Raw genomic sequence first — 24862 nt, forward strand, 5'->3', positions numbered from 1 at the left:
AATAAATTAAGCCATTGATTCTGAATATTATTTGATTCAGAATCAATGGCTTTTTTAAAAAATGGCATAAAAAATTATTTCTTAGGCACTTTTTTTTCTGCTCCCGGAATTGTTACTTGCTTTTTATAAAGAGGAATAAAATAGGAAACGGTATAATTAAATCCAACTCCGAAACTTCCATCATAAGTTCTGTTAAATCCAGGAATATAAAGGTTTTCAAAATCCTCAGGTTCTTTGTTGGCTAAGAGCAATTTTAACTGGACCCCGAATCCCACAAAAACGTTATTAAAAACCTTAGCTTTCATTCCAACAGCAACTTCGGCCCATGCAGCTGTTAAACCAGTATATTTTTTAGCATCAGTAATCACTGGTGTTTCTCCCCAATATTTATCAGGACTATAAATTTTGTAGCTGTTGAGCTCCTGGCTAAATGTACTAAAACCACCTCGTAAACCTACTGATATAAGATTTTCCATATCCAGCCAGTTATTATACAAGTTGTAGTCAAAACCTCCTTTTATGTAAGTTCCTGTTGCTGTTGAATTTAATCGGTCATCATCAGTGGTTTTATCTTCTATACCGAGTTCGGCGGCTATGTAATATTTTTTAGTAAGGCGAAAATCACCCACAAACTCGACTCCTTTATAGTCTTTGTCGTAAAAACCTCTGGTAAGTTTATACAAATCAACACCAACACGTAAACCGTAGCGGTCTTTTTTTACAGGAACACTGTCTGTTGTGGTTTTAGCAGCAACCTGAACTTTATTAGGCTTTGGTTTTGTCCCGCTTATTTCTTTTTTAATCGTATCATTAGCTATTTCCTGAGCCTGACCAGGAAATACTACTGTAAAGAATAAGCAAATACTAAAAAAATATTTTGACATGTGTTTCATTTTCTAATTCGACATTAGGATTAAATAAACTAATGTTACTTATCCAGTAGTTACTTGCATCTTCATTTCCTGCACGCTGAATTGAAGTTAAAGTGTATATGGTTTTAAAACCGCAGGCTCTTGAGACATATACATTTTTTCGTGAATAGTTAAATGTCAGCATGTCTGTATTGCTTAAGCCAGGATTTGCGGTGCTGAAATTAGATATAAAACTATAAGTGACAGCATCTTTTGTAGGGTCTAATGGAATTAAAACCTGATTCGCACTAGTGGTGTATTTTATATCATCAGTTGTAGCGGTTTCGTTAAAAACAATTCCATTTTCTACATTTTCTCCCTGTACTTTCAGGCGGGTTACATTTTTTACAACTGCTGGTCGGTCGGCATAGAAAAAAGAAATCAACATTCTTGGTGTTGTGGGGGTATTTGCATCGCAAATATCATCTTTTTCACAACTGGATAATCCAAATGTTAAGACCAATAAAAAATACAGTATTTTTTTCATTTATAATTGTGTTATCGAAGTTCTAAAAGTACAACATTTTCGACATGATGTGTCTGCGGAAACATGTCTACCGGACGAACGCGTGTTACTTTGTATTTTTCATCCATTAAAGCCAGATCCCTTGCCTGAGTGGCTGAGTTACAGCTTACATAAACTACTTTCTTAGGAGCAATCTTTAAAATTTGTTCAATCACATCCTTGTGCATTCCGTCTCTAGGCGGATCGGTAATGATAACATCCGGCTTGCCATGCTGGGTGATAAAGACTTCATTAAATACAACTTTCATGTCTCCAACAAAAAACTCACAATTCGTAATATTATTGCGCTCAGCATTTGCCTTAGCATCTAAAATTGCTTCAGGAACACTTTCTACACCAATTACTTTTTTTGCTTTTCTGGATACAAATTGTGCAATAGTCCCAGTTCCGGTATACAAATCATAAACAGTTTCGTTACCTGAAAGTCCTGCAAAATCCCTGGTTATTTTGTACAGTTCGTACGCCTGATCTGAATTGGTCTGGTAAAATGATTTAGCATTAATACTAAACTTTAATCCTTCCATTTCTTCCAGAATATAATCTCTTCCTTTGTGAAGCTTTATGTCCTGATCGTAAATAGTATCATTTTGTTTTGAATTGACTACGTATTGCAAAGAAGTAATTTGTGGAAATTTTTCGTATAGGTGATCCAGAATTAATTCACGACCGGCTTCGTCATTTTCGAAAAACTGTATTAAAACCATGATTTCACCTGTCGAAGCAGTACGAATCATAAAAGTTCTTAATAAACCTGAATGTTCTCTTGGATTAAAGAATGTTAAATCATTTTCGTTTGCAAATGCCCTGATTTCGTTGCGGATTGCATTGGAAGGATCTTCCTGTAAATGACATTTTGTAATATCCAGAATTTTATCCCACATTTTCGGAATATGAAAACCTAAAGCATTTCTATTTCCTAAATCTTCAGTACTTCCTATCTCTTTTTCGGTTAGCCAGCGGCTGTTCGAAAAAGAAAATTCCATTTTGTTTCTGTAAAAAAACTGTTTCTCAGAACCTAAAATATCTTCAAATTCAGGTAAGTCAATTTTTCCTATCCTTTGGAGATGGTTTTTTACTTCATTTTGTTTATAATACAGCTGTTGGCTGTATTTCATATTTTGCCACTTACATCCACCGCAAACACCAAAATGTTCGCAAACCGGATCTACACGGTGTTCTGATAGTTCATGAAATTTAACAGCTTTTCCCTCGTAATAAGCTTTTCGTTTTTTAAAAGTCTGCACATCAACCACATCCTCCGGAACTACATTCGGTATGAAGATTACTTTTCCGTCTGGTGCTTTTGCAACTGATACGCCTTTTGCGCCTGCATCAAGAACTTGTATTTGATGAAAGACGACTTTATCTGTATTTTTTCTTCCCATAGCGCAAAAATAAGGGTTTGTAAACTTTTATAAATTTAATTTTTAAAATATTTTATCAAATTCTATAATTTGCATCTCTAAATCAGCTTTTAAAGCTAACTTTGTTGCATCAAATGCTTCGATAGCCCCAATTTAAATCTAAGTAATTGTTATTTCGTATGAAGTTGTACCATAGTCTTTCTAAAATTGGCTTTTTAAAAAAAAGTTATGCATTCAAATTCCTGTTTGTTGCTTTTATAGGTATTCACATTCCTCTAATTGGTATTTTGTTTTTTGTATTATATTTTGATGCTTCTGTTTCGCCTGCATCAGTTTTGATTTTTTCATTAATTATGACCTTGCTTGCAACGGTAATAACGTTATTGATTTTAAATCAGCTTATTAAACCAATTGCTGTAGCCTCGAAAGCATTAGATGACTACAGGAATGAACGAAAAATATCTGTTTTGCCAACTGCATATAATGATGAGGCAGGTTTGTTAATGAGTAATATTCAGGAATCTATTTTTGAAGCTGAGACTTTTATTAATGAAAAGCAGGATTTAATCTATATGCTTTCTCACGATTTAAAAAACTTTGCCGGAAATCCACAAGGTCTGGCAAAACTTATTATAGATGAAAAGCCATCCGATTCGATTAAGGATTTAGCTAATTTAATATGTGAATCAACAAATTTGCAATTTCGATACATTGAAAATTTTATTAAATTATTGAAAGAGCAGGATCAGGTTGTAAAAACCAATCACGAAACAAGAATAATTTTCTTTTCAAACATATTGCCTTTTATTAATGAACAGATTGAGCAGCGCCTTATTGATAAAAATATTACACTTAATGTAAGTATAGAAACAGAAGAGGCACGTCTTAAAATCGATGAGGGATTGTTGATTCAGGTGCTGGTAAATCTTATTACGAATGCAGTTAAGTTTTCTTATTTTGAGAGCACAATAAACCTTAGAATATTTACTGAAAGTAATGATTTGATTATAAAAGTCTCGGATAATGGAATTGGTTTTAATGAGCACCAGATTGGAGAACTGTTTAAGAAATTTACCAAAATGAGCCGACTAGGAACAGCTAATGAATCTTCAACCGGAATTGGTTTGTATCTGTGTAAAAAAATTATCGAAAGAAGTAATGGTAAATTAACTGCTTCAAGTGAAGGAAAGAATAAAGGTGCCGAGTTTAAAATTATATTTGAAAACGCCTAAATTATTTTCTTTTAATTAATTCATAATTGATAATTGTGAAACAATAGAAACACAAGTCAGCTGAAATTTTCCCAAAAATAATTCCGAAGAAATAGTTTCCGAAAAGTATTGGCATCCAGTACATACAAAAAGGACGAATTATCAAAAAATCCAAAAACGCAGGGTATCCAAATTCCAAAATAAGATTTTTCAAAAGCCTGAAAATTTCATGAGAAGAAGTCTTTTGGTTTAAAAGGCTGTTTTGTTTGTGTAGTTTTTTATAAGAAGAAAATAAAATTACACTATAAAAAGCCAGATATTCGGCAAATGTAATCAAATAAGCCGTTGTTAATCCGCTATAGATTTTGCTGAAAAGCGAAGTAGTTAGGGCGGCACTTGTACTGGCTAATTCAGCATACTTATACCGGTCAAACCATTCTTTAAAATTTGATTTCGTAATCATTTTAATTTTCGGATGTAAAAATCGAAGGTAGGAAAACTAAATTTGAACTTTTACTTTAATCTTGAAATATTAAAATGTGTTTTTTGCTGCTGAAGGAGTTTGATAACTTAATTTAGGTTTTCCATCCAGACATTCTACTCCGGTAGGTCTTATCGTAATGCCGCAATCAGATATAATTCCCCATTTTTTATTATAATTGCTTTGAGCTTCAGTGTATTCTTTTATTTTTGCTAAAAACGCATCAATATCAATTTTTTTAGAATATAAAATATAGCCAGCATCGCCGCCGCAAGCTTTAGAGCCAATTGGGGCAAAATCCCATTCTTGAGAATTTGTACAAGGCTGAGAGTTGGATAAAGAGAGAGAAACAATCTCATTATACATTGCTTCTAATTTTTGGGTATCTTCTTTTTGGATTTCTTCTTCACTACTGCAGGAAGCAGTTACAAAGCAAACAATAAATATAATAAAGCTTAATTTTTTCATGGTTAAGGGTTTTAGATTAGTTTATTGATAAGATGCTCCGATTATAAAAGGGTTGCGCATTCAAAAAAAAAGTTTCTAAGATTCTGCTTTCAAAATCTTAGAAACTTGTGTATTATGATGTCGTCAACGTTTTTTTAAAAGAATTACCACAACTGATGTACAGAAGGTTTTATATATTCTTCATAAATTTTATTCATTGCCTCAATTTTTTCCGGAGATAATTTGGGTAAATCATAAACTGATAAATTAGAAAGTACATGACTTTCTTTAGAAGCTCCCGGAATAATACAGCTTATGTCTTCAAAACTCAAAATCCACTGCAAAGCATAAGGAGCCAGATTTGTAGCTTCAGGAAATAATGCTTTTAATTCTTCAACAGCTTTTAGCCCTAATTCATAATCAATGCCGGAAAAAGTTTCTCCTTTGTCAAAAGCATCACCGTTTCTGTTAAAATTTCTGTGGTCTTGCGGTTCGAAAGTCGTTTTGGTATCAAATTTACCGGTTAAAAGTCCACTTGCCAAAGGAACCCTTGCAATGATCCCGATGTCTTTTTTTCTTGCTTCAGAAAAGAATAGCTGTGATGGCCGCTGACGAAATAAATTAAAAATAATCTGAACCGTAGTAACATTCGAATATTCGATTGCTTTCAAGGCTTCTTCTACTTTTTCAACGCTAACGCCAAGATTTAAAATTTTTCCCTGCTCTTTAAGACGATCAAACAGTTCAAATATTTCGGGACGATAAAAAACCTCAGTAGGAGGGCAGTGTAACTGAATTAAATCTATTGTTTCTAATCCTAGTCTTTGTAAGCTGTCTTCAACGTATTTTTGAAGCACTTTTGGCTGATATCCCTCGCTTACATGCGGATTAATATGACGCCCGCATTTTGTAGCCACATAAATACGCTCAGATCTCGAACGTATAACCCTTCCAACAGCAGTTTCACTTAAACCATTTTCATAAACATCTGCTGTATCAATAAAGTTAACGCCATTATCAATTGCTGTATTTAAAAGTTCGTCTGCAGTTTTGTTGTCAAAAGCTGATCCCCATTTTCCTCCAACCTGCCAGGTGCCAAGTGAGATTTCGGATATATTAAAATTGGTTTTACCTAATTTGCGATAGTTCATTTTGTGTATTTTAAGGTTCTAAGTTGCCAGGATGCTGAAGTGCTAAGATTTATAAGCTCAATAAAAAAACCTTAGATTCTTAGTCGCTCAGAACCTTAGAGACTTTGTTTTTAATCAAATAAATCAGAAGATAAATAGCGGTCTCCGCGATCACATATAATGGCTACTATAACACCTGATTCTAATTGTTCTGCAATTTTAAGGGCTACTGCTACAGATCCGCCACTGCTCATTCCGGCAAAAACACCTTCTTCAAGTGCTAATCTTTTTGTCATTTTTCTTGCTTCTTCTTCGCTTACATCCACAACAGTATCTACTTTCGAAGCGTCAAAAATCTTTGGCAAATACTCCTGTGGCCATTTACGGATTCCCGGAATTTGTGATCCGTCGCTCGGCTGGGCACCAATAATCTGTATATTTGGATTTTTTTCTTTCAGATAAGATGAAGTCCCAATGATAGTTCCTGTTGTTCCCATAGCCGATACAAAATGGGTTACACTTCCTTCAGTATCCTCCCATATTTCAGGACCGGTAGTTTTATAATGTGCTTTCCAGTTATCGTCATTTGCAAACTGATTTAGCATTACATAACCGCCCTCTGCTACTTTTTTGTCGGCATAGTCACGGGAACCGATTATTCCTTCACTTGCTGGTGTTAAAATAACGGTTGCACCATAAGCGCGCATGGTTTGGGTTCTTTCTTTTGTAGAATCTTCAGGCAGCACTAATTCTATTTCAACCTGAAATAACTGAGCAATCATTGCCAGTGCAATTCCTGTATTTCCGCTTGTTGCTTCAATTAATTTATCTCCTTTTTTGATATCACCTCTTTCCAAAGCTGATGCAATCATGTTGTATGCAGCTCTGTCTTTTACGCTTCCGCCAGGATTGTTTCCCTCGAGTTTTAATAGAAGTTTTACGTTTTTATTTTTGACCAGATTAACAGTTTCCATCAATGGGGTATTGCCAATCAGGTTGATCAATTTCTGTGGTTTCATTCTATTTTTTTTCTTTTATTTTAACTTCGGTTGTAGTCGTATTCAGGACTATAGAATCTGCCGGGATAGATTTGGTAACCCAGGCGTTTCCTCCCACAATACTATTTCTGCCAATAACGGTTTCGCCGCCTAAAATGGTAGCATTAGCATAAATACAAACATTTTTCTCGACAGTTGGATGACGTTTAGCATTTTTCATGTCCTTGCTTACACTTAATGCACCTAAAGTAACACCTTGATAAATTTTTACGTATTTTTCGATTACGGTTGTTTCTCCAATAACAATTCCGGTAGCGTGATCTATAAAAAACGGTGAAGCAATATTGGCTCCTGCATGTATGTCAGTTCCGGTTATGCGGTGAGCGTATTCGCTCATCAGTCTTGAGAATAATAATAAATCGAGTTTGTACAATTCATGGCTTAACCTGTAAATAGCAATCGCATAAAATCCCGGATAGCCTAAGTAAACTTCGTCGATACTATTTGAGGCAGGATCATTTTCCAGGATATATTCAGCATCCTGATTCAGTTTTTCTAAAACATTTGGTAGTTTTTCCAGAAAAAGATCCCACATCGAGCCGCATAATTTTTCGGGCTTTTTACAGGCTAAAACAGCGATTTCTTTGAAGCGAAATTCAAGTTCGTCAATACTTTCATCTAAAGCTGCATTTGAATCAAACAGGGTATAAAAAAGCTTTTCAGTAAACGCTTCGGTTTTAGTTTTAATGCCGTAATTTATGTTTGAATGGCTTTTTAAAGCTTTGATATTTTGTATGATAAGATCTTTTGACACAATTGTAAAATTGAATGGATAATTTTGAAACGTTAAAAGTAAGGTGTTTTTTGTAAATAAAGGCACGAATTCCCTAAAGAAATTTTCTATTGATGATTCTATTTGTGATAAATAAAAGAAATTTTGAAGGTAGAAATTTATAAGATTGTTAAGAAGTTAAATGCGTAAATTAGCCAGTAAAACATAGTAAAATGAAAAATGATTCAACTTTTAAAAGTGCTATTTCTAATCTTTCATTCCCTGTCTCAGAGAAAGTTTCAGGTAAATCGATACATGATCCTGTCTTAGGTCTTATTCTTAAAGATCATCCTTCGTTTTGCGATAGTGATTTTATCTCCTTTCAGGAATTAAACAAGTATAGGCAGAAATATATTACAGATTATATATCAAATGAAATCGGTGCACTTTCAGATCTTGAGAAAAGTGTTGTTGCCTCTTTGAACGAAGATAAATCAATTGTGAGCATTGTGGAAGATGAAGATGAAACGCGAAGTTTTGGTCAAAAAATAGCTGATAAGGTAGCAGACTTTGGCGGAAGCTGGACATTTATTATTTCGTTTGTTGTTTTTATAATTCTTTGGATAGGATCGAATGTTTTTGTTTTAATGAATAAAGGTTTTGATCCGTATCCTTTTATTTTACTGAATCTTATTTTGTCATGTATTGCAGCTTTGCAGGCGCCTGTCATTATGATGAGCCAGAATCGGCAGGAAGAAAAAGACCGTACCCGTGCCAAAAAAGATTATATGATTAACCTTAAATCAGAGCTTGAAATTAGAATGATTCATGATAAGATCGATCATTTAATAATGCATCAGCAACAGGAATTAATAGAAATTCAGAAAGTTCAAATTGAGATGATGGATGATATTTTGAATCAAATTAAAAAATGATTGCAAAAATTAAAGATAAAAATGTTTGTAGTAATATCCTGCAATCATAAACACGCCATTTATAATTCCGGAAATCCAAAGTAGCTTGTTGTAATTTTTGGCTTTGTTTAAAAATTGTAAAGCTACAAAACTTAAAAAAATAAGGGTTGTGTAGATTGCCGGATACATATTAAATGCAGCTAGAAAGTTACCCCGAAAAAGTAAGAATAGGGCACGCTGAAATCCACAGCCCAAACATTCAATTCCGAACAGGGTTTTGCTAAAACAAGGCAGCATATATTTTTCTAAATCCAAAGTTTTATTTTTTACAATTTTACAAAAATAACGATAAGATTTAAATAGGATAGAGGTACTATTTTAAAGTTTCTTATTTTTGAAGTCTTATATTAAAAATATGAAAACTTTTAAAATTTTAATAATGGTTTTTACTATTTCCGTGGCATTGTACGAGCAGGTTTCTGAAGATAAAAATATCTATGTAACAGTAATTGCAATTGTTGTTTTTATGTTTGGAATGATGCAGCTAAGCGCAAAAACACCAAGTAAGAATCAAGAAAAAGAAGAAGAGGATGCTGAATAAAGGAGATAAGGTTTCTGTTTTGGACGAAGCCATTAACGGAAAGGTAGTTTCTGTTAAAAATAATGAAGTTTTGATTGAAACAGAAGATGGATTTATGATGACTTTTTTTGTCAATGAGTTGATTAAAATTCAGGACTCCAGTAACTTAATGAACTCAATTAAAAGAATTGATTTGGATTCTGTTACAAAAGAAAAAGAAGAGCCAAAACCACGAAGTTTTGTGAAAGAAAAGAAAGACAAACGTGAGATTTCGGCTCCGGAATTTGACTTGCATATAGAAAAATTAGTACCAAATAAACGCGGGATGTCTAATTATGATATACTTACTTTGCAAACCGAAACAGCAAGAAGGCATATTGAATTTGCAATTAAAAACCGTATTCCCAAGATTGTTTTTATCCACGGCGTTGGTGAAGGAATACTGAAAGCCGAACTTGATTTTTTGTTAGGACGGTATGATGGAGTAGATTTTCAGGATGCTAATTATCAAAAATATGGTCTTGGTGCAACTGAGGTTTATTTTAGACAAAACAATAAATAGTTTTTTCGAGTACTAAAACAGCTTGCTAAGTGCATAAAAAAACATCCTTTTAATTCTAATTGTCTTTCGGAATTAGTTTAGAAAAGGATGTTTTTTGTAAGAATTAAATAAGAAAAAATATTCTTTGATTTGATTTCAAATAACCTTTATTGTGTGGTAATTTCGCCGAAAAGAAAAGTTTTCGGCAGTTTGAATTTTAAACCGCTACTGTTGCTTAGCTCTACGTCTTTTATTGTGACAACATGTATGTATTGTGCGCCATTTTTTGTGGTTACCACTTCTATAGTACCAGTAGGTAGAGCAGTCCATGTTTCATTTATTTCTGGTGTTGCAGGTCTTGGAGTTTCACAAAAATAGCCAGCAGGAATATTGGTAGTATTATAAGTGTTAAAAACAATTTTGTTTTGAGTCGCTGTTATGGTACTTCTTCTAGGTTCTAAAGTTTCGGAATTTTGGATTAATGAATCATCTAAAGCATCAATAATCATAGACCTATCAGCATTATAATTATATATTTTTGTTGGATTACACATTACGGCTTTAGCATTGAGGGTTACAGTAGGGGAGGTATAAGTTGTTGTCTTCAGACTGCCAAAAGGAAAAGACTTTGGATCAACTTGTACTCCTCCTACTATCTCGTAGCTAATATTGCTCATGTATATTACATGATTGAAACCCTTAATTGATGTACTTCCGTCAGGCTCTGGTTCAGATGTATCTGGAGTTGTTGTAATGGTAATTGTTCCACTTTTAGCTTTAGAATCACGTATGATGTTTGGTGAAGAGGGTCGTATGGCATCACAAATATTAGCACGACTAATTACGCCGTCAAAAGTTCTGTAAACAAGCTGGGTAAGTCCTTCGTCAGTGATATTAATTGTTTTTTCTCCTACTACGTCATCAAGGGTATTTTCCTCCAATTGTAATATCAAGGCTTCTTGTGGTTTTAACTTATAGATCAGTTCATTAGTTTTTATATCACAGCTTTCAGGATTTAATCCTTCAAAATCTATTATTTCAGGTGTTAAATCTCCGTCATCGCAACCGTTAAGCATAATAGCGAAAAGTAACAGGCAGGCATATTTTTTCATCTTAATTTTTATTTGGTTCAAAAATAGTGAAAAATTTCGCAAATGATATTTAAGAATTGACAATTGATATTTCATAACTTTGCAGCAATGAAAAAAGTATACCTTGATAACGCTTCTACTACTGCCATACGACCTGAAGTTATTCAGGAAATGACAAAAATTATGATGGATGATTTTGGAAATCCATCATCTACTCACAGTTTTGGTAGAAATGCAAAAACGATTGTTGAACTTTCCAGAAAAAATATAGCCAAATATCTTAATTGTTCGGCTCAGGAAATAATTTTTACGTCAGGCGGCACAGAGGGAAATAACTGGATACTTCGCTCTGCTGTAGAAGATTTAAAAGTACAGCGAATTGTCACGTCTAAAATTGAGCATCACGCAGTTTTATATACAGTTTTGGCTTTACAGTCAGATTATGACATTCAGGTCGATTATGTTAACATAAATTCTGATGGCAGCATCGATTTAACGCATTTGTCTAACTTATTATCACAAGAAAAAAAGACAATTGTAAGTTTAATGCATGTAAATAATGAAACAGGGGCTATTTTAGATATTGACCGAGTGAGTGTTATCTGTAAGCAGTATAATGCGCTTTTTCATTCTGATACGGTACAATCTGTTGGTAAAACCGAAATTGATTTACAAAAAAGCACTGTTGATTTTATTGTGGCCAGTGCTCATAAATTTCATGGGCCAAAAGGAGTTGGCTTTGCTTTTGTGCGAAAAAATTCAGGACTGCAGCCTTTACTTTTTGGCGGTGAACAGGAAAAAGGATTGCGTGCAGGAACCGAAGCTGTACACCAGATTGCAGGAATGGCAAAAGCTTTGGCTATTTCATATGAAAACCTTGAAACCGACAGGCAGTATATGTTGGATTTAAAAATGTATTTGATAAATCAGCTTCAAAATTATTTCCCGAATTTTAGAATCGTAGGTAAAAAAGAAGATTTTTATAATATTATCAATATTATTTTGCCTTTTTCTGAAGATAAAACTTCTATGTTATTGTTTAGTCTGGATATGAAAGGAATTGCAGTTTCAAGAGGAAGCGCATGTCAGTCCGGAAGTATAAAGCCTTCACATGTTTTAAAAGAAATACTTTCGGAGACCGATTTGAAATTACCTAATCTCCGAATTTCTTTCAGTCATTATAATACAAAAGAAGATATTGACTTGCTGATTGAGAGCCTCAAAACAATATAGTTGTCAATTACTTGCGTATTATTTTTACCTGAGAATCATTTGTTATTTTAATGATTGTTGAAGGTTTTCCGCCAACTTTATCACGATACAAATCCACGACATAATCAACTCCTTTTACAATTTCAGGATTAATATCTTTGAAAGTTAATGGTGTTGGTTGTCCTGAAATATTAGCAGATGTAGAAACTAATGGTTTCTTCATTCTCTCTAATAATTTAAAACAAAAAGGTTCTTTTACAAGTCGTATTGCTAAAGACTTATCTGAAGCGATAATATTAGAAGCTACATTTCGCGGTTCGTCTAAAATTAAAGTGGTTGGTTTTTCAGATAAATCAAGGATCTGCCAGGCTACTTCGGGAATGTTTTTAAAAACATTGTACATCATTTTTTCGCCATTCATTAATACAATCATGCTTTGCGTTTCTGCACGTTGTTTAAGTTTGTATATTTTAGCAACAGCTTCGGGATTTGTGGCATCGCAGCCAATTCCCCAAACGGTGTCGGTTGGATAAAGAATGATACCGCCCTCTTTTATTATTTCAAAAGCTTTATGTACTTCTTCGTTCAGATTTTCCATTTTATAAATACAAGTAACAAATTTATAGAAGCAAAGTAACGAAAAATATTTCTGGAAATCTCCATAAATTGGAAAGCTTGTTCATATAAGAATCATTACTAATGCAATTGATTTTGATTAAGAATCAGGAAATTTAGAAGTTGAAAATCATTCGGTTTTAGAGGTGATTAGGTACTACTTTTCTGGTTTTAAAACTATTTTAATTTTATCTTTGCAAAAAAATATTGGCCTTAAAAATTAAATTAGGTTAGCCTTCAATTCAAAATAATTAAATGAAAAATTTTAAACGCTTTTTAAAGTATTTAATACCCCACAAGAAGAATTTAATAATCAGTATCATCTTTAATGTTTTATATGCACTTTTTTCTGCTATTTCGATGCTTTCGCTTTTCCCATTAATGAAGGTATTGTTTTCAGATGGTGAAAAAATACATGTAAGACCTGTATATGAAGGGTTTAAAAGTATTGATAAAAGATATTTGGAAGACTCTTTAAATTATTTCATAACACACAATACTGAAGTAAACGGAGCTTTGGATACGTTGATATGGATGGTAATATTTGTTTTGACTACTTTTTTGTTGAAAAACCTTTTCAATTTCATTTCCATTGTATACATGACCTATTTGAATAATGGAATTTTGAAAGATTTGCGAAATGATGTTTATCAGAAAGTAATTAGTTTACCTGTTTCTTTTTTTTCAAATGAAAGAAAGGGTGATTTAATTTCAAGAATGACCTCAGATATCAATACAATAAAAAGTGCTTTTTTAAGTATTTTGATGATGGTTAGTGAACCATTGACTATTGTATTCACTCTGATATCGATGGTTTTTATAAGTTGGAAATTAACCATATTCGTTTTTCTTTTTCTTCCTCTTTCAGGGATTTTAATATCCAGAATGAGCAAATCTATTAAAAGTCAGTCGGGTGATATTTTCTCTCTGGAGGGACATCTTTTATCAGATATTGAAGAAACTCTAGGCGGTATAAAAGTGATTAAAAATTTCACATCTGAGAATTTTTTCATACGACGTTATTTGAATTCAACAGAATTTATTAATAATCTAAACAATAAAATAGGCGTTAGGATGAGCCTGGCAGGACCTATGAGTGAGTTTTTAGGGATTTTTGTAATTTCTATTCTATTGGTTTACGGAGGGTCTTTAGTGTTGATTGACGGATCTATGAGTGGTAGTGCTTTTATCGCATATATGGGTCTGGCTTATCAAATATTGACACCAGCTAAGGCTATAACCAAAGCCAATCAGGCTTTAATGGGAGGAAATGCAGCTTATGAAAGGGTTGCTTTTATTTTAGACGCAACCAATCCGCTAAAAGACAATCTTGATGCTATAGAGATTACCGAATTTAAGCATGAAATTAAATTTACGAATGTTTGGTTTAAATACGATTCGGAATATGTTTTAAAAGATTTTAATCTGACAGTGCCAAAAGGAAAAAGAGTGGCGCTGGTAGGGGAATCCGGAAGTGGAAAATCAACATTGGCAAACTTAGTGACAAGGTTGTATGATGTCTCAGAAGGAAGTATCACTTTTGATGGTATAAACATTAAAGATGTTACTGCAGATTCTTTAAGAAAACAAATGGGAATTGTTGCTCAGGATTCTATTTTATTTAATGATACTATTGCTAATAATATTTCGTTAAGTATAGATAATCCTGATATAGAGGCTGTTAAAAATGCTGCAAAAGTGGCAAATGCCCATAATTTTATTTCAGAATTTCCTGAGCAGTATAATAGCCCTGTCGGTGATGGAGGCGGAATGCTGTCAGGAGGTCAGCGACAGCGTGTAGCTATTGCCAGGGCGGTGATGAAAAATCCACCTATTATGATTCTGGATGAAGCCACATCGGCATTAGATACTGAATCAGAACAATTAGTTCAGATTGGCTTAGAGAATATGATGGAAAACAGAACATCAATTGTAATTGCACACCGTTTATCTACCATTCAAAATGCTGATTTAATTGTTGTAATGAGTAAAGGCAGGATTGTAGAGCAAGGTACTCATGAGCAACTGCTCAATATGAATGGAGTGTATGCCAATTTAGTGAGCTTGCAGTCTTTAGAGGTGAATTAAAGCTATTAAATACAGTTCCTATTTAACTGAAATGCTATTTTAAGGTATCTCTAGAAATAATTCTGGATTTTCATAATGCTAAAAGCAAGCAGTTTACAGATTTTAAATTCGAAAAAAGTGAGTTTTTAGAGGGTTCTCCTAAATTTATCTTTGGTATAATTATCCGGATTTTTACTTTGACTCACAAAAACAAAATTAATATTTGCATACTACATCTATTCTTGAGGAAACTGTTTGACTTTTTCTTGTAAAAATGAATCCTTAAAAAATTTGATTTTATAGTTTGTAAAAGGTTCTTTTTTTTAAATAGAAGAGATTTTTAAGCTCGCTAGTAGATTTTGTATCTAAATATCTGTTAATGCAAATGGCTATTTTACATCTTCTGCTATAAGACCCATACCTTAAGGATTGTGAATACTAAAAATAATCTTGTTGTATTTCAATTCGTTTTAAAATTTTAATAAATTATTTTTAATTTTAAACCTATTTTTTCTTAAAAATATTAATTTTTTTAATCCGTAAACTGTCCGAAATTGTTTTGGAAAATTCAAAACTTAAGTGATTACTATCGTAGGACATTGGGGCATTTTGAGCCGTAAATAGTACACAATCCTTGAGATTATTCCCATTAGACAGTAATTCTTTTTTGCTAATAAATTGGTAGAGGCCTTTTGATTTAATTTTCAATTCGTTATCATAAAGTCCAAAACTTTCGATGTCTTTATTTGTTATGGTTTCTCCTGAACCTGTGATTTCTGGCATATCTCGTTTCAAAACTATATAATTTCCAAAAACGATAATTTTAGCTTTTGTTTTCTTTTTTATTTCTTTTACAAAAGCTACTAAATTTTCGGGTTTATACCAGCCAAACATTACGTTGATTACAATGTATTCATACTTTGATAAAAAATTATTTCTATAAATTTTATCCATCATAACATAGCATTTGTCTTTCATTTCGGGGGGATGATTGTTAATTAATTTTAAATCATCCGAAACCATTGGTGGACAACCTCCTTCTGAAAGCATTCGGTAATCGTAATTAGGATAGGCTAATTTCAAAAAATTAAGTGCATCTGGAGCATGACTATCTCCAAGTATTAACACTTGTTCTGTGTGTTTTGTATTTTTTAAATTTAAGTCATTTATGGTATCGCTTAAAAGTTGAAACCTTAAATTTTTGCCTTCCTCAATCTGTTTTAAGCCATATGTTTTAGTAGTGGTATTCTTAAAAAAGAATGATTCAAAATGAAGCAAACAATAATTTGTTACTAAAATTAAGACCATTGTTGTAAAAATAAGAATAATTATTTTGGATTCTTTTCTTTTAGTTACTCTAAAAGGAGTTTCAATACATTTATAGATGATAAATCCAACCACGATAGCACTAAAAAAAAGTATAATTTGGTCTTTCGGATTTAAATTCGGACCGTATAGATGTTTATAAAAAACGACAAAGGGCCAATGAATCAAGTATAAAGAATAGGATATTCTGCCCAACCATCTTATTAATTGATTATTATAAATTCGACTAACATATTTTGTTTGACCTGTATTGTGAATTAAAATAGCTGAAAATAAGCAAGGCAATAAAGCATTTATTCCAGGAAACAGGACTTTATTATCATAAAAAGAAGCTAGAAAAATTAGACCTGTAATTCCTATTAGCGATAGCGATTCTTTTGCATACGATTTAAATTCAAATTTATTAGTCCAAAAAAGCAATGTGCCTATTAGAAATTCAAAAACTCGGAATGGAGTAAGAAAAAAAGCAGCCGAACTATTTATTGTTAAATAATATTCAGAAAAAAAAAAGCTAATTACTGCAAATGAAGATAAAACTAAAACTCTATGAACCGTTTTTTTTATTTTTAAAGTAAAAAACAATAAAAAAGGCCAAATAAGATAAAACTGTTCTTCAACAGATAAAGACCAAGTATGTAATAAAGGTTTAATATATGAACTACTATCAAAATAACCCGATTCTAAAAAAAAATAGACATTGGAGAAGGATAGAACTGTGGCGGTTGATGATTTTAATGTTTTCTCGAATAAAAAAAGAGGATAAACGAAATAAGCCATTAATAATGTGAGTATCACTACGAATAGCATAGATGGCATCAATCTTTTTATTCGCCTAAAATAAAACTCTTTAAAAGAAAAATCTTTTTGATCTATTTTAGGTATTAAAATAGAACTTATGAGATAGCCACTAATTACAAAGAAAACATCTACACCGATGAATCCTCCTTTTAATACAGTTATATCGAGATGAAAAAGCAAAACCAATAGAACCGCAATACCTCGCAATCCATCAATATGTGGGAAGTAATTTCTTTTATGCATGGGGTCAAAATAGAAATAATTAATTAAAATGCTCTAAAATCGTATGATTTAGTTTTTCAACCGAAAAAGGATGTAGACTTTTTTCTGAATTTGTAGAAAGTTTTTTCCAGACTAATTCATCACAGTATAATTTAATTATTTTTTCTGCAAATTCATTAGCTTCATTTGCAATTAAGGCATTTTCATTGTCAATTAAAAACATCCCTTCAGCACCTATTTCGGTAGTAACTACTGGAAGATGGTATTCAAGCGCCTGACCTATTTTACCTTTAACACCTGCACCTATCTGTAGTGGAGCAACCATTAATTTAACTGAATTAAAAATTGCATCAACATTTGATACATAACCATGAAAAACAAATCGATCGTCTTTTATATTTTTTACTAATTCATTAATATTGCCGACTACATTAACCTTTATTTCTGGCAATGTTTCCCAAACGATTGGCATTATTGAGTTATATAAAAATTCAATTGCATTTACATTTGGATGGTGGGTTGAGCCAATAAATAAAATGTCTTTTCTTTCAGAAAAATGTTTTATTGAATCGATATTTATTTTACTATAATGTATGTTTGAAATTTCGATAAGCTTTTCTTCATTAGAAAATAATTTCATGTATTCTTTTTCTGTCTCAGAAATAGGGATTATGTAATCTGCATTTTTCACAAATTCTGTTTCAATTTCTTTGTATTTTTTGTAGTTTAATTCGTGTGATTTGTCTTTATCAATTATTAATGCTTTTTGATATCTTAAATGGTGGATATCAACCATATCATAAATAAGTTTAGCGTTGTTGAAAACATTTTTGAATTTAAAAAAACATTCTTTAAAAGTGTCAGGACCATAGAACCAAATTAGACTTACATTTTTATTTGTTTTATTTAAATACTCTACGAATTTTTTTTCTTGGTATTGGTTGTAATATACATTAACTCCCATTTTTTGATAATATATTATATATGGGTCTTTAGGATTTATATTCGTGACTATCAGAGTAACATGGAATTTTAAATTGATAAAGCCCTTAATTATTTCATTTAATCTATTTGCACCAGAATCCTTATCATATTCAGGCATAAATTTAATTACAAAAGCAATCGATTTATTATTATATTTTTCAATAATTCTTTCTTCAATAGTGGTTGCTTTAATAGATTCTATTTCTTTTTTCCATTTATTTTCAAACTTCTGGCTGTTAATTTTATAAAGTAACTCTTTTTTTTGTAGTGACTTTTTATCTGATTTTTTTTTTCCATTATAAGAAATTCCGTTATAGTGAAGTACTTCAGAGAATGGTGTATAATATATGTATTTGTTTTGGTTGTATTTCAGATCAAAACAAAAGTCTGTTTCTTCAAAATAGGCTGGAACAAATATTTCATCTAAAAGATTTAATGTAATTCCATCATCTTTAAATTTTTTGAATAGTAAACTACATCCTGAGCAATAATCAACTTGGTATATATAATTTATTTCAGAATCTTTAGGGTGCTTTTTTCTAACTACTTGATGAATCTTAAAATTTTCAAGAAAAACACTTCCGGCTTCTTGTAATGTACCATTTGCATTTAATAATTTAGAACCTACTGCACCTACATCTTTATAGTTTTCGAAAACATAGAACAATTCTTCCATAAAGTTTTTTTCTACAGCTGTATCATTATTTAAGATGTAGATATATTCTCCTTTGGCTACTCTTATTCCTTTATTTATATTTTTTAAAAAGCCTAAATTCTTCTCATTTTTAATTAATTTAATTCCGGAGATGAGTGAAAAATCATAGTTTTCAGAACTATTATCGTCAACTAAAATGATTTCATATGGATATTTTTTTGTTAAATTATTATTCAGATGGATTAAACAATTCCAAGTATATTTTTCTTCATTATAAAATGGTATTATTATAGAAACAATAGGTTTTTCAGACTCGTCAAAAATTATATTTTTTCTAACAAGTTCTAATGGGATTATTTTTTTTAATTTTTGGGGTTTAAAAGTTTTTTTAAAGAAAGATTTTATTGGACGTGAAATCTGCATAGTGGTTGTTATAGAGAATATTAATGTTTAGGATTAAAATAGTAATACTTGTTGAAGAGTAAAGTTTAATTTACTTATTTTTCATTTTGGCTGATTGAATACATTTTTTCAAAGTTTAAATTTCTTTTAATACAGATTTTAATTTTTCTTTTGAAAAAGGATAAAGGCTTTCAGTAGAGTTAACAGATAATTTAGACCACATTTCTTTATCATTGTAAAGTGTAATTATCTGTTTTGAAAATTCATCTGCAGTTTCAGAAATAAAAGCATTTTTTTTGTTTTCTAAATACATTCCTTCAGCGCCTATAGAAGTCGTTACTACAGGTAAAAAGTATTCAAAAGACTGGCCTATTTTTCCTTTTACTCCTGCGCCATAACGTAAAGGAGCAACCATCAGTTTAGAGTTGATAAAATAGGACTCAATATTTTCTACAAATCCCAATAGTTTGAAATTAGGATGGGAGATAGAATGAATCTTATTTTTTACATTTCCAATTACATTTACTTTTAAGTTGGGTAATTTTAGCCAGACTTTTGGCATTATTTCATTATATAAGTAATGAATAGCATCTATATTTGGTTCATGTGAAGAACCAATAAATAAAATATCGCTTCTTTTTTCAAATGGGGCAATTTGACTTTCGTCTATTTTACAATAATGTATATTCGAAATTAACAATATCTGATTTTCTTTCAAATACTGTGACATGATTTCTTTTTCAACTTCAGATATTGCGATAACAACATCTGCTTTTTTTGCTAATTTCGTTTCTATTTTAAAATACTGATAATATTTTTTTCTTAACGAAATTCGATAAGGTTCAATTTCTATAGCTCTTTTATATCTTAAAAAATGAATGTCTACCATATCAAATATGGATTTCGATTCTGGAAAACATTCAGAAAGTCTGGAGAGATATTTACTAAAGTTTTTCGGCCCATTATACCAGATGTAGTCGATATGAGGTATGGATTTTAAAAAAAACAAATAATTTTTATACAGATAGGTTTCTAAAAATACAATAATACCCAAATCACTATAAAAACTGACATATTTGTCTCTTTCAAAAATATTTTCAACACAAATAATGCAGTTGAAACCTAAATCTTTATACAAGAGAATAATTTCCTTAAGTCGATTTGAGCCAGAATCTTCATCATATTTTGGCAGCGCATTACTCACAAAAACAATTGTTTTTTTCGCAGAGCTGTAGGTTTCAAAATTTGGTATAGAGGTTACAGACTGTCTTTTGATTTTATTTTCTCTTTCAATGTGTAATTTTATGGTTTTAAATATTCCCATGTTAAGTTTAATTTTTGTTTGGGTTTGGGTAATTTCAAAATGAAAGACTAACTAATTAAACCTTAAACAACCATTAATATTGTGGATGGATAAAGTTTTAGAAGTAGTCAATCTGAAAAGAAATAAAAATAGAAAGCTTAAATAGCCATGATGTTTTGTGTTATTATATGTTAAAGAAAATTTAATTTTGAAAAATCCTGTAAAAGCATTAGTCCAGGAAAAATCTTCTCATTTAAAAAAACAAGTAAGAATTTATATAATGAAGATGGGAGAAAAGTAAAATAGTTGCGTTAATAGGATATAAAAAAAATAAAAAGCATTCTTATTTAGTTTAAGAATTCGTTTGAAAAATTAAACTTTTTGATTGATCTTTTGAGAAAAAACAATCTTAATGTCTTTTTTTCTGATACTTATGATATATTTAAGCAGTAGTGAGATTTTAATGCATCTTTAATGCATCTTTAATGTGATTTTTTTTGGATTGTATGAAAATGAAGAAATTGAGATTATTTTTTATATTTGTGAAAAAAAGTTATTATGGTTTATGATTGTTTCATCTTTTTTAATGAATTAGATTTACTTGAAATTAGATTAAATGAATTAGATGATGTTGTTGATAAATTTGTGCTCGTAGAAGCAGATAAAACTTTTCAATTTAAACCAAAGCCTTTCATTTTTGAAGAAAATAAAGAACGTTTTTCTAAATTTCTGCATAAAATAATTCACATTAAGCTAACTGAATATCCTTTATTTATCCCAATAATTAATCCCTTTTCTCCATGGAAAGTTGAGTTTTTTCAAAGAAATTCTATAGTAAAAGGACTCGTAAATTGTAAACCGGATGATATAATTTTAATTTCAGATGTTGATGAAATTCCAAAAGCTGAAGTTATAAAGCAAAGGTTATCAAATGGTGTAAGCAAAATATATGGACTAAAAATGGACATGTTTATGTATTTTCTTAACAATAGGCTTGTTTTTGATATTGATAGCAAAATGAATAAAGAAGAATCTAAAGATGGGATATGGCATTGTACCGCTTTGCTACCACATAAACTTCTAAAGAAGAAACCTTTTAAAGTTCGTAAAACAATTATGCGTACAAAAAGAAGGGGTGAAGTTTATGAAATTATACCAAACGCAGGCTGGCATTTTACTTACATTGGAGGAGTGAAAAAAATTATACAAAAAATAGAAGCTTTTTCACATACAGAATACAATTTAGAACAATATAAAAGCGAAAAGAATATTCTCGAATTTATACAAACAGGAAAAGATTTATTTGGCAGGGATTTGGAGTTTGAAATTACAGATAATAATTACGAATTTCCTAAATTTATAAATACAGAAGATGCCCGTCATAAGTTTAAAGAATTATTTTTTACAAAATAATTTAATTTTTAAACTTATTATGTTTAAAGTTTTCTCGATTTGCTTATTTAATTTTACTCTCCTGCAATTCATTAATTCGGTTTGATCTACGTTTAAAATGAATTAAATCACTTTAATTAACTTCTATTAGATCAATACAATAAAAATGAAACATTTAGTAAAAGTTGTCATACCTATTTATAAAAATCATTTTGGGTTCCTTGAAGAGAAATCTTTGTTGCAATGTTTAAGTGTTCTCAAAGAGTATCCAATTGTTTTAGTACAGCCAGAAGGTCTGGATAATTCTTATATAACAGACAGGTTTCAGAATGTTTCTGCAGAAAGTTTTTCAAAAAAATATTTTGAAAGTATTTCAGGCTATAACGAATTGCTTTTGTCTTCATGTTTTTATGAGCGGTTTTTAGATTCAGAATTTATGCTGATTTATCAGTTGGATGCTTTTGTTTTTAAAGATAATTTAAAAGAATGGTGCGAAAAGGGGTACGATTATATTGGCGCTCCCTGGATTGCAACTCAACATACTAAAATTGTATCGAAAATCCTTGCTCTTTTTGATTCTAAAAAGAAAAAAGAACGCAAGCAGATTTTTTATAAAGTAGGTAATGGAGGATTTTCATTACGTAGGGTTAGTTCACATTATAAAATTTCAAAAGAACACCAGTCTTTCATTTCTGATTTTTTGCAAGCTGACAATAAAGCTATATATTCTATCGAAGATGTTTTTTGGTCAATAAAAGCACCAGAATTTAATGAAAATTTTAAAATCCCTCATTATACGGAAGCGCTGCATTTTGCAATAGACAGAAAACCGGAAATTGCTATGAAATTAACTAATGATGTCCTCCCATTTGGTTGTCACGGGATTAATAAACCTAAAGTTGTTGATTTTTGGAAACCAATACTGGATAATTATTAAACATAAAATTATCTCTATCTTATTTATTAAAAATTAATTTTAATTGTTTGAACTCTGAAAAATCAAATTGTTACATTTGTATGAAATAAAAAAAACATTAAATGCAGGAAGTTTATCATCAGGATTTTATTAAACAAAAAGAAGCTATAAAAAATAGTATACTAAATTTTGATAAAGATGGCAACGAATTCATAAACGGGAAACGGAATAAAATTAAGCTTTTTGTTCTTGATAAAATCACGGTAAACGTAAAGTCATTTAAAGTTCCAAATCTCATAAATCAGATTGTTTATGCTTATTTCAGACCTTCTAAAGCACGAAGATCGTATGAATTTGCAAATATTCTTTTAGAAAAAGGTATTTTAACTCCTCAGCCAATTGCTTATATTGAAAATTTCACAATATTTGGTTTAGAAAAAAGCTACTATATAAGTGAACACCTCAACTGTGATTTAACATACAGGGAACTAGTTGAAAACCCTGATTTTCCGGACCATGAAAATATTTTACGACAATTCACAAAATTTAGTTATGACTTGCATGAAAAAGGAGTTGAGTTTCTGGATCATTCTCCAGGAAACACTTTAATTGTTAAAAAGAGTGAAAGTAAATATGATTTCTATTTAGTTGACTTAAACCGAATGAAATTTCATAATCAGCTGGATTTTCATTCAAGAATGAAAAATTTATCTAAAATTACTCCAAAAAAAGAGATGGTCGCTGTTATGAGTAATGAATATGCACGACTTTCAGGATTAAATGAGCAAAAAGTATTTGCTACAATGTGGCAGTTAACACAAGAATTCCAATACCGTTTTTACCGTAAAAAAAAGATAAAAAGGGTATTGAAATTTTGGAAAAAACGATAAATTTAATTATTTATTTCGTTAAAAAAAGTATCTAATTTTTGTTTGATTAATTCAATTGGATATTCTTCAAAATATTTAAAAGTGTGTTCCTTGATGTGTTTTTCATCATGTTGGGCATAAATTTCTGGTTTCAAATCTTTAAGATGAATTGAGATGTTTTTATTGTCCTCAAAAATTTGCCACGTTTCTTTGTCAACACTTGGAGAGAACAATGAAAATGTCGGTACCATCAATGCTTTAGCCATATTTACAGCTCCACCTTCGTTTCCAATTAAAGCGGTGCACTGTGATAATAACCCTAAAAATTCGCGAAGACTTTTGCCGTAAATGTCAAAAAAGATAGCCTCTTGTGTTTTTTTATTACATAAGTTGTAAAGTTGTAAAGCTTCTTCTTTTTGATTAGGTATATAATTGAATAGCAGTGACGCATTTTTTTTTTGAACGGTATAATCTAATAATTCAGCCATTTTTTGAATTGGATATGTTTTGTACCATTCGCTTCCTAAAATTCCAATCATAAACAAAGGTTGGTTTGTTGGGATTTTAGCTTCTAAAACTGTTTTTTTAGCTTCCTTAATTTCTTCTTCAGAAAGAAAAATTTTTGGTTTAAAATCAATAATCTCTTTTTTTATTAAAGGATTTAATAGACGCAATCGATTTTCAATAGCTAAACCATAATTGCTTTTGGTACCGTTTGCTAGTCTTTTTATATTGTAATTGTAAAATGCTTTAGAGTAGCCTTTTTCGTAGGATATTTTATACTTTGCTCCAGAAAATAATGTAATCAGATTAGTTTCTAGTTTACTATATGCGTCAATAACAGCATGATATTTTTGACTTCTGATTTTAAAAATAAATTTAAATAGCGAGAAGTAATTTTTTCGAACTTTTTGTTCTAAAATAATGATATTAGAAATAGCAGGGTTGTCTTTTAATACTTCTGCACAGTTGGCGTAGCACATAAAGTCGATAGTAGCATTTGGATACTCTTTTTTTAAGCTATTGGCTAATATTGAACTAGTCAGAACATCACCAATTCGTTTTTGCTGAATGATTAAAATCTTCATTTTTCTAAATTAAGGTGCTAAAGTACGTAAGTAAAACTAAACTTAAA

General features: G+C 30.9%; 24 protein-coding genes. 9 read left to right on the forward strand and 15 right to left on the reverse strand.

The genetic code is table 11. The annotated features are described in order from the left end of the window. Positions 1-74 precede the first annotated feature (74 nt). From OZP09_RS19545 to rlmD, 3 genes are read right to left on the reverse strand one after another with little or no spacing between them, the layout of a single operon-like run. A complete protein-coding gene (locus tag OZP09_RS19545) occupies positions 75-893 on the reverse strand; it encodes a DUF6048 family protein (RefSeq protein ID WP_281309854.1) in 819 nt (272 codons plus the stop codon). Further along, positions 865-1398, reverse strand: coding sequence for a DUF6452 family protein (locus OZP09_RS19550; protein WP_223681516.1), 534 nt, complete (start codon positions 1396-1398; stop codon positions 865-867). Before OZP09_RS19550 ends, OZP09_RS19545 begins: the two co-directional genes overlap by 29 nt. A gap of 11 nt (positions 1399-1409) precedes the next feature. Next, positions 1410-2822 (reverse strand): 23S rRNA (uracil(1939)-C(5))-methyltransferase RlmD, encoded by a 1413-nt coding sequence (gene rlmD, locus OZP09_RS19555; protein ID WP_269235314.1) that lies wholly within the window; start codon positions 2820-2822, stop codon positions 1410-1412. 158 nt (positions 2823-2980) lie between these two features. Here rlmD and OZP09_RS19560 point away from each other — a divergent pair, with 158 nt between their 5' ends. Then, positions 2981-4033 carry a sensor histidine kinase gene (locus OZP09_RS19560; protein WP_281309855.1) on the forward strand — a complete coding sequence of 351 codons (1053 nt, stop codon included), beginning with the start codon at positions 2981-2983 and terminating at the stop codon, positions 4031-4033. 1 nt (position 4034) lies between these two features. Here OZP09_RS19560 and OZP09_RS19565 read toward each other — a convergent pair whose 3' ends face one another. The 5 genes from OZP09_RS19565 to epsC all read right to left on the reverse strand — a co-directional run bounded on the left by OZP09_RS19565 (position 4035) and on the right by epsC (position 7882). Beyond that, on the reverse strand, positions 4035-4475 hold the full coding sequence (locus OZP09_RS19565) for a hypothetical protein (protein WP_269235316.1): 441 nt from the start codon (positions 4473-4475) through the stop codon (positions 4035-4037). Between the two features lie 69 nt (positions 4476-4544). Continuing rightward, positions 4545-4961, reverse strand: coding sequence for a hypothetical protein (locus tag OZP09_RS19570; RefSeq protein WP_269235317.1), 417 nt, complete (start codon positions 4959-4961; stop codon positions 4545-4547). 143 nt (positions 4962-5104) lie between these two features. Beyond that, positions 5105-6091 (reverse strand): aldo/keto reductase, encoded by a 987-nt coding sequence (locus tag OZP09_RS19575; RefSeq protein ID WP_269235318.1) that lies wholly within the window; start codon positions 6089-6091, stop codon positions 5105-5107. A 110-nt stretch (positions 6092-6201) separates the two neighbouring features. Further along, positions 6202-7089, reverse strand: a complete 888-nt coding sequence (cysM, locus tag OZP09_RS19580) for a cysteine synthase CysM (protein ID WP_269237919.1) — start codon at positions 7087-7089, stop codon at positions 6202-6204. A gap of 1 nt (position 7090) precedes the next feature. Next, positions 7091-7882 carry a serine O-acetyltransferase EpsC gene (gene epsC, locus OZP09_RS19585; RefSeq protein ID WP_281309856.1) on the reverse strand — a complete coding sequence of 264 codons (792 nt, stop codon included), beginning with the start codon at positions 7880-7882 and terminating at the stop codon, positions 7091-7093. A 191-nt stretch (positions 7883-8073) separates the two neighbouring features. Here epsC and OZP09_RS19590 point away from each other — a divergent pair, with 191 nt between their 5' ends. Continuing rightward, complete coding sequence (locus OZP09_RS19590; RefSeq protein ID WP_269235319.1) at positions 8074-8775, forward strand: DUF1003 domain-containing protein; 702 nt, start codon at positions 8074-8076, stop codon at positions 8773-8775. Positions 8776-8784: 9 nt separating this feature from the next. Here OZP09_RS19590 and OZP09_RS19595 read toward each other — a convergent pair whose 3' ends face one another. Next, positions 8785-9069, reverse strand: coding sequence for a DUF2752 domain-containing protein (locus OZP09_RS19595; protein ID WP_269235320.1), 285 nt, complete (start codon positions 9067-9069; stop codon positions 8785-8787). 100 nt (positions 9070-9169) lie between these two features. On the opposite strand from OZP09_RS19595, the gene OZP09_RS19600 reads away from it, so the two are divergent. Both OZP09_RS19600 and OZP09_RS19605 read left to right on the forward strand, forming a co-directional pair. After that, on the forward strand, positions 9170-9355 hold the full coding sequence (locus OZP09_RS19600) for a hypothetical protein (RefSeq protein ID WP_269235321.1): 186 nt from the start codon (positions 9170-9172) through the stop codon (positions 9353-9355). Then, positions 9345-9896, forward strand: coding sequence for a DUF8465 domain-containing protein (locus OZP09_RS19605; RefSeq protein WP_269235322.1), 552 nt, complete (start codon positions 9345-9347; stop codon positions 9894-9896). Before OZP09_RS19600 ends, OZP09_RS19605 begins: the two co-directional genes overlap by 11 nt. A gap of 146 nt (positions 9897-10042) precedes the next feature. Here the strand turns inward: OZP09_RS19605 and OZP09_RS19610 are convergent, their stop codons facing one another. Next, positions 10043-10987, reverse strand: a complete 945-nt coding sequence (locus OZP09_RS19610) for a hypothetical protein (RefSeq protein WP_269235323.1) — start codon at positions 10985-10987, stop codon at positions 10043-10045. Positions 10988-11074: 87 nt separating this feature from the next. On the opposite strand from OZP09_RS19610, the gene OZP09_RS19615 reads away from it, so the two are divergent. Beyond that, entirely contained in the window at positions 11075-12199 is a 1125-nt protein-coding gene (locus OZP09_RS19615) for a cysteine desulfurase family protein (RefSeq protein WP_269235324.1), read from the forward strand. A 7-nt stretch (positions 12200-12206) separates the two neighbouring features. On the opposite strand, the gene OZP09_RS19620 is transcribed toward OZP09_RS19615, so the two are convergent. Continuing rightward, complete coding sequence (locus OZP09_RS19620) at positions 12207-12776, reverse strand: L-threonylcarbamoyladenylate synthase (RefSeq protein WP_269235325.1); 570 nt, start codon at positions 12774-12776, stop codon at positions 12207-12209. Between the two features lie 272 nt (positions 12777-13048). Between OZP09_RS19620 and OZP09_RS19625 the strand changes: the two genes are divergently transcribed. Next, entirely contained in the window at positions 13049-14881 is a 1833-nt protein-coding gene (locus tag OZP09_RS19625) for an ABC transporter ATP-binding protein (RefSeq protein ID WP_281309857.1), read from the forward strand. Between the two features lie 483 nt (positions 14882-15364). Here OZP09_RS19625 and OZP09_RS19630 read toward each other — a convergent pair whose 3' ends face one another. The 3 genes from OZP09_RS19630 to OZP09_RS19640 all read right to left on the reverse strand — a co-directional run bounded on the left by OZP09_RS19630 (position 15365) and on the right by OZP09_RS19640 (position 20571). Further along, positions 15365-17227, reverse strand: coding sequence for an acyltransferase family protein (locus tag OZP09_RS19630; RefSeq protein WP_281309858.1), 1863 nt, complete (start codon positions 17225-17227; stop codon positions 15365-15367). 19 nt (positions 17228-17246) lie between these two features. Beyond that, positions 17247-19268, reverse strand: coding sequence for a glycosyltransferase (locus tag OZP09_RS19635; RefSeq protein ID WP_281309859.1), 2022 nt, complete (start codon positions 19266-19268; stop codon positions 17247-17249). A 115-nt stretch (positions 19269-19383) separates the two neighbouring features. After that, positions 19384-20571 (reverse strand): glycosyltransferase, encoded by a 1188-nt coding sequence (locus tag OZP09_RS19640; RefSeq protein WP_269235329.1) that lies wholly within the window; start codon positions 20569-20571, stop codon positions 19384-19386. A gap of 537 nt (positions 20572-21108) precedes the next feature. Here OZP09_RS19640 and OZP09_RS19645 point away from each other — a divergent pair. The 3 genes from OZP09_RS19645 to OZP09_RS19655 all read left to right on the forward strand — a co-directional run bounded on the left by OZP09_RS19645 (position 21109) and on the right by OZP09_RS19655 (position 23748). After that, positions 21109-21963: a glycosyltransferase family 17 protein gene (locus tag OZP09_RS19645; protein WP_269235330.1), complete on the forward strand. Its 855-nt coding sequence runs from the start codon at positions 21109-21111 to the stop codon at positions 21961-21963. 145 nt (positions 21964-22108) lie between these two features. Beyond that, positions 22109-22879 (forward strand): DUF5672 family protein, encoded by a 771-nt coding sequence (locus tag OZP09_RS19650; RefSeq protein WP_269235331.1) that lies wholly within the window; start codon positions 22109-22111, stop codon positions 22877-22879. A gap of 101 nt (positions 22880-22980) precedes the next feature. After that, entirely contained in the window at positions 22981-23748 is a 768-nt protein-coding gene (locus tag OZP09_RS19655; RefSeq protein WP_269235332.1) for a Kdo domain containing protein, read from the forward strand. Between the two features lie 2 nt (positions 23749-23750). Here OZP09_RS19655 and OZP09_RS19660 read toward each other — a convergent pair whose 3' ends face one another. Next, complete coding sequence (locus OZP09_RS19660; protein ID WP_281309860.1) at positions 23751-24815, reverse strand: glycosyltransferase family 9 protein; 1065 nt, start codon at positions 24813-24815, stop codon at positions 23751-23753. Positions 24816-24862: the final 47 nt, after the last annotated feature.

Source organism: Flavobacterium flavigenum, from assembly GCF_027111255.2.
GTDB classification, from domain to species: domain Bacteria; phylum Bacteroidota; class Bacteroidia; order Flavobacteriales; family Flavobacteriaceae; genus Flavobacterium; species Flavobacterium flavigenum.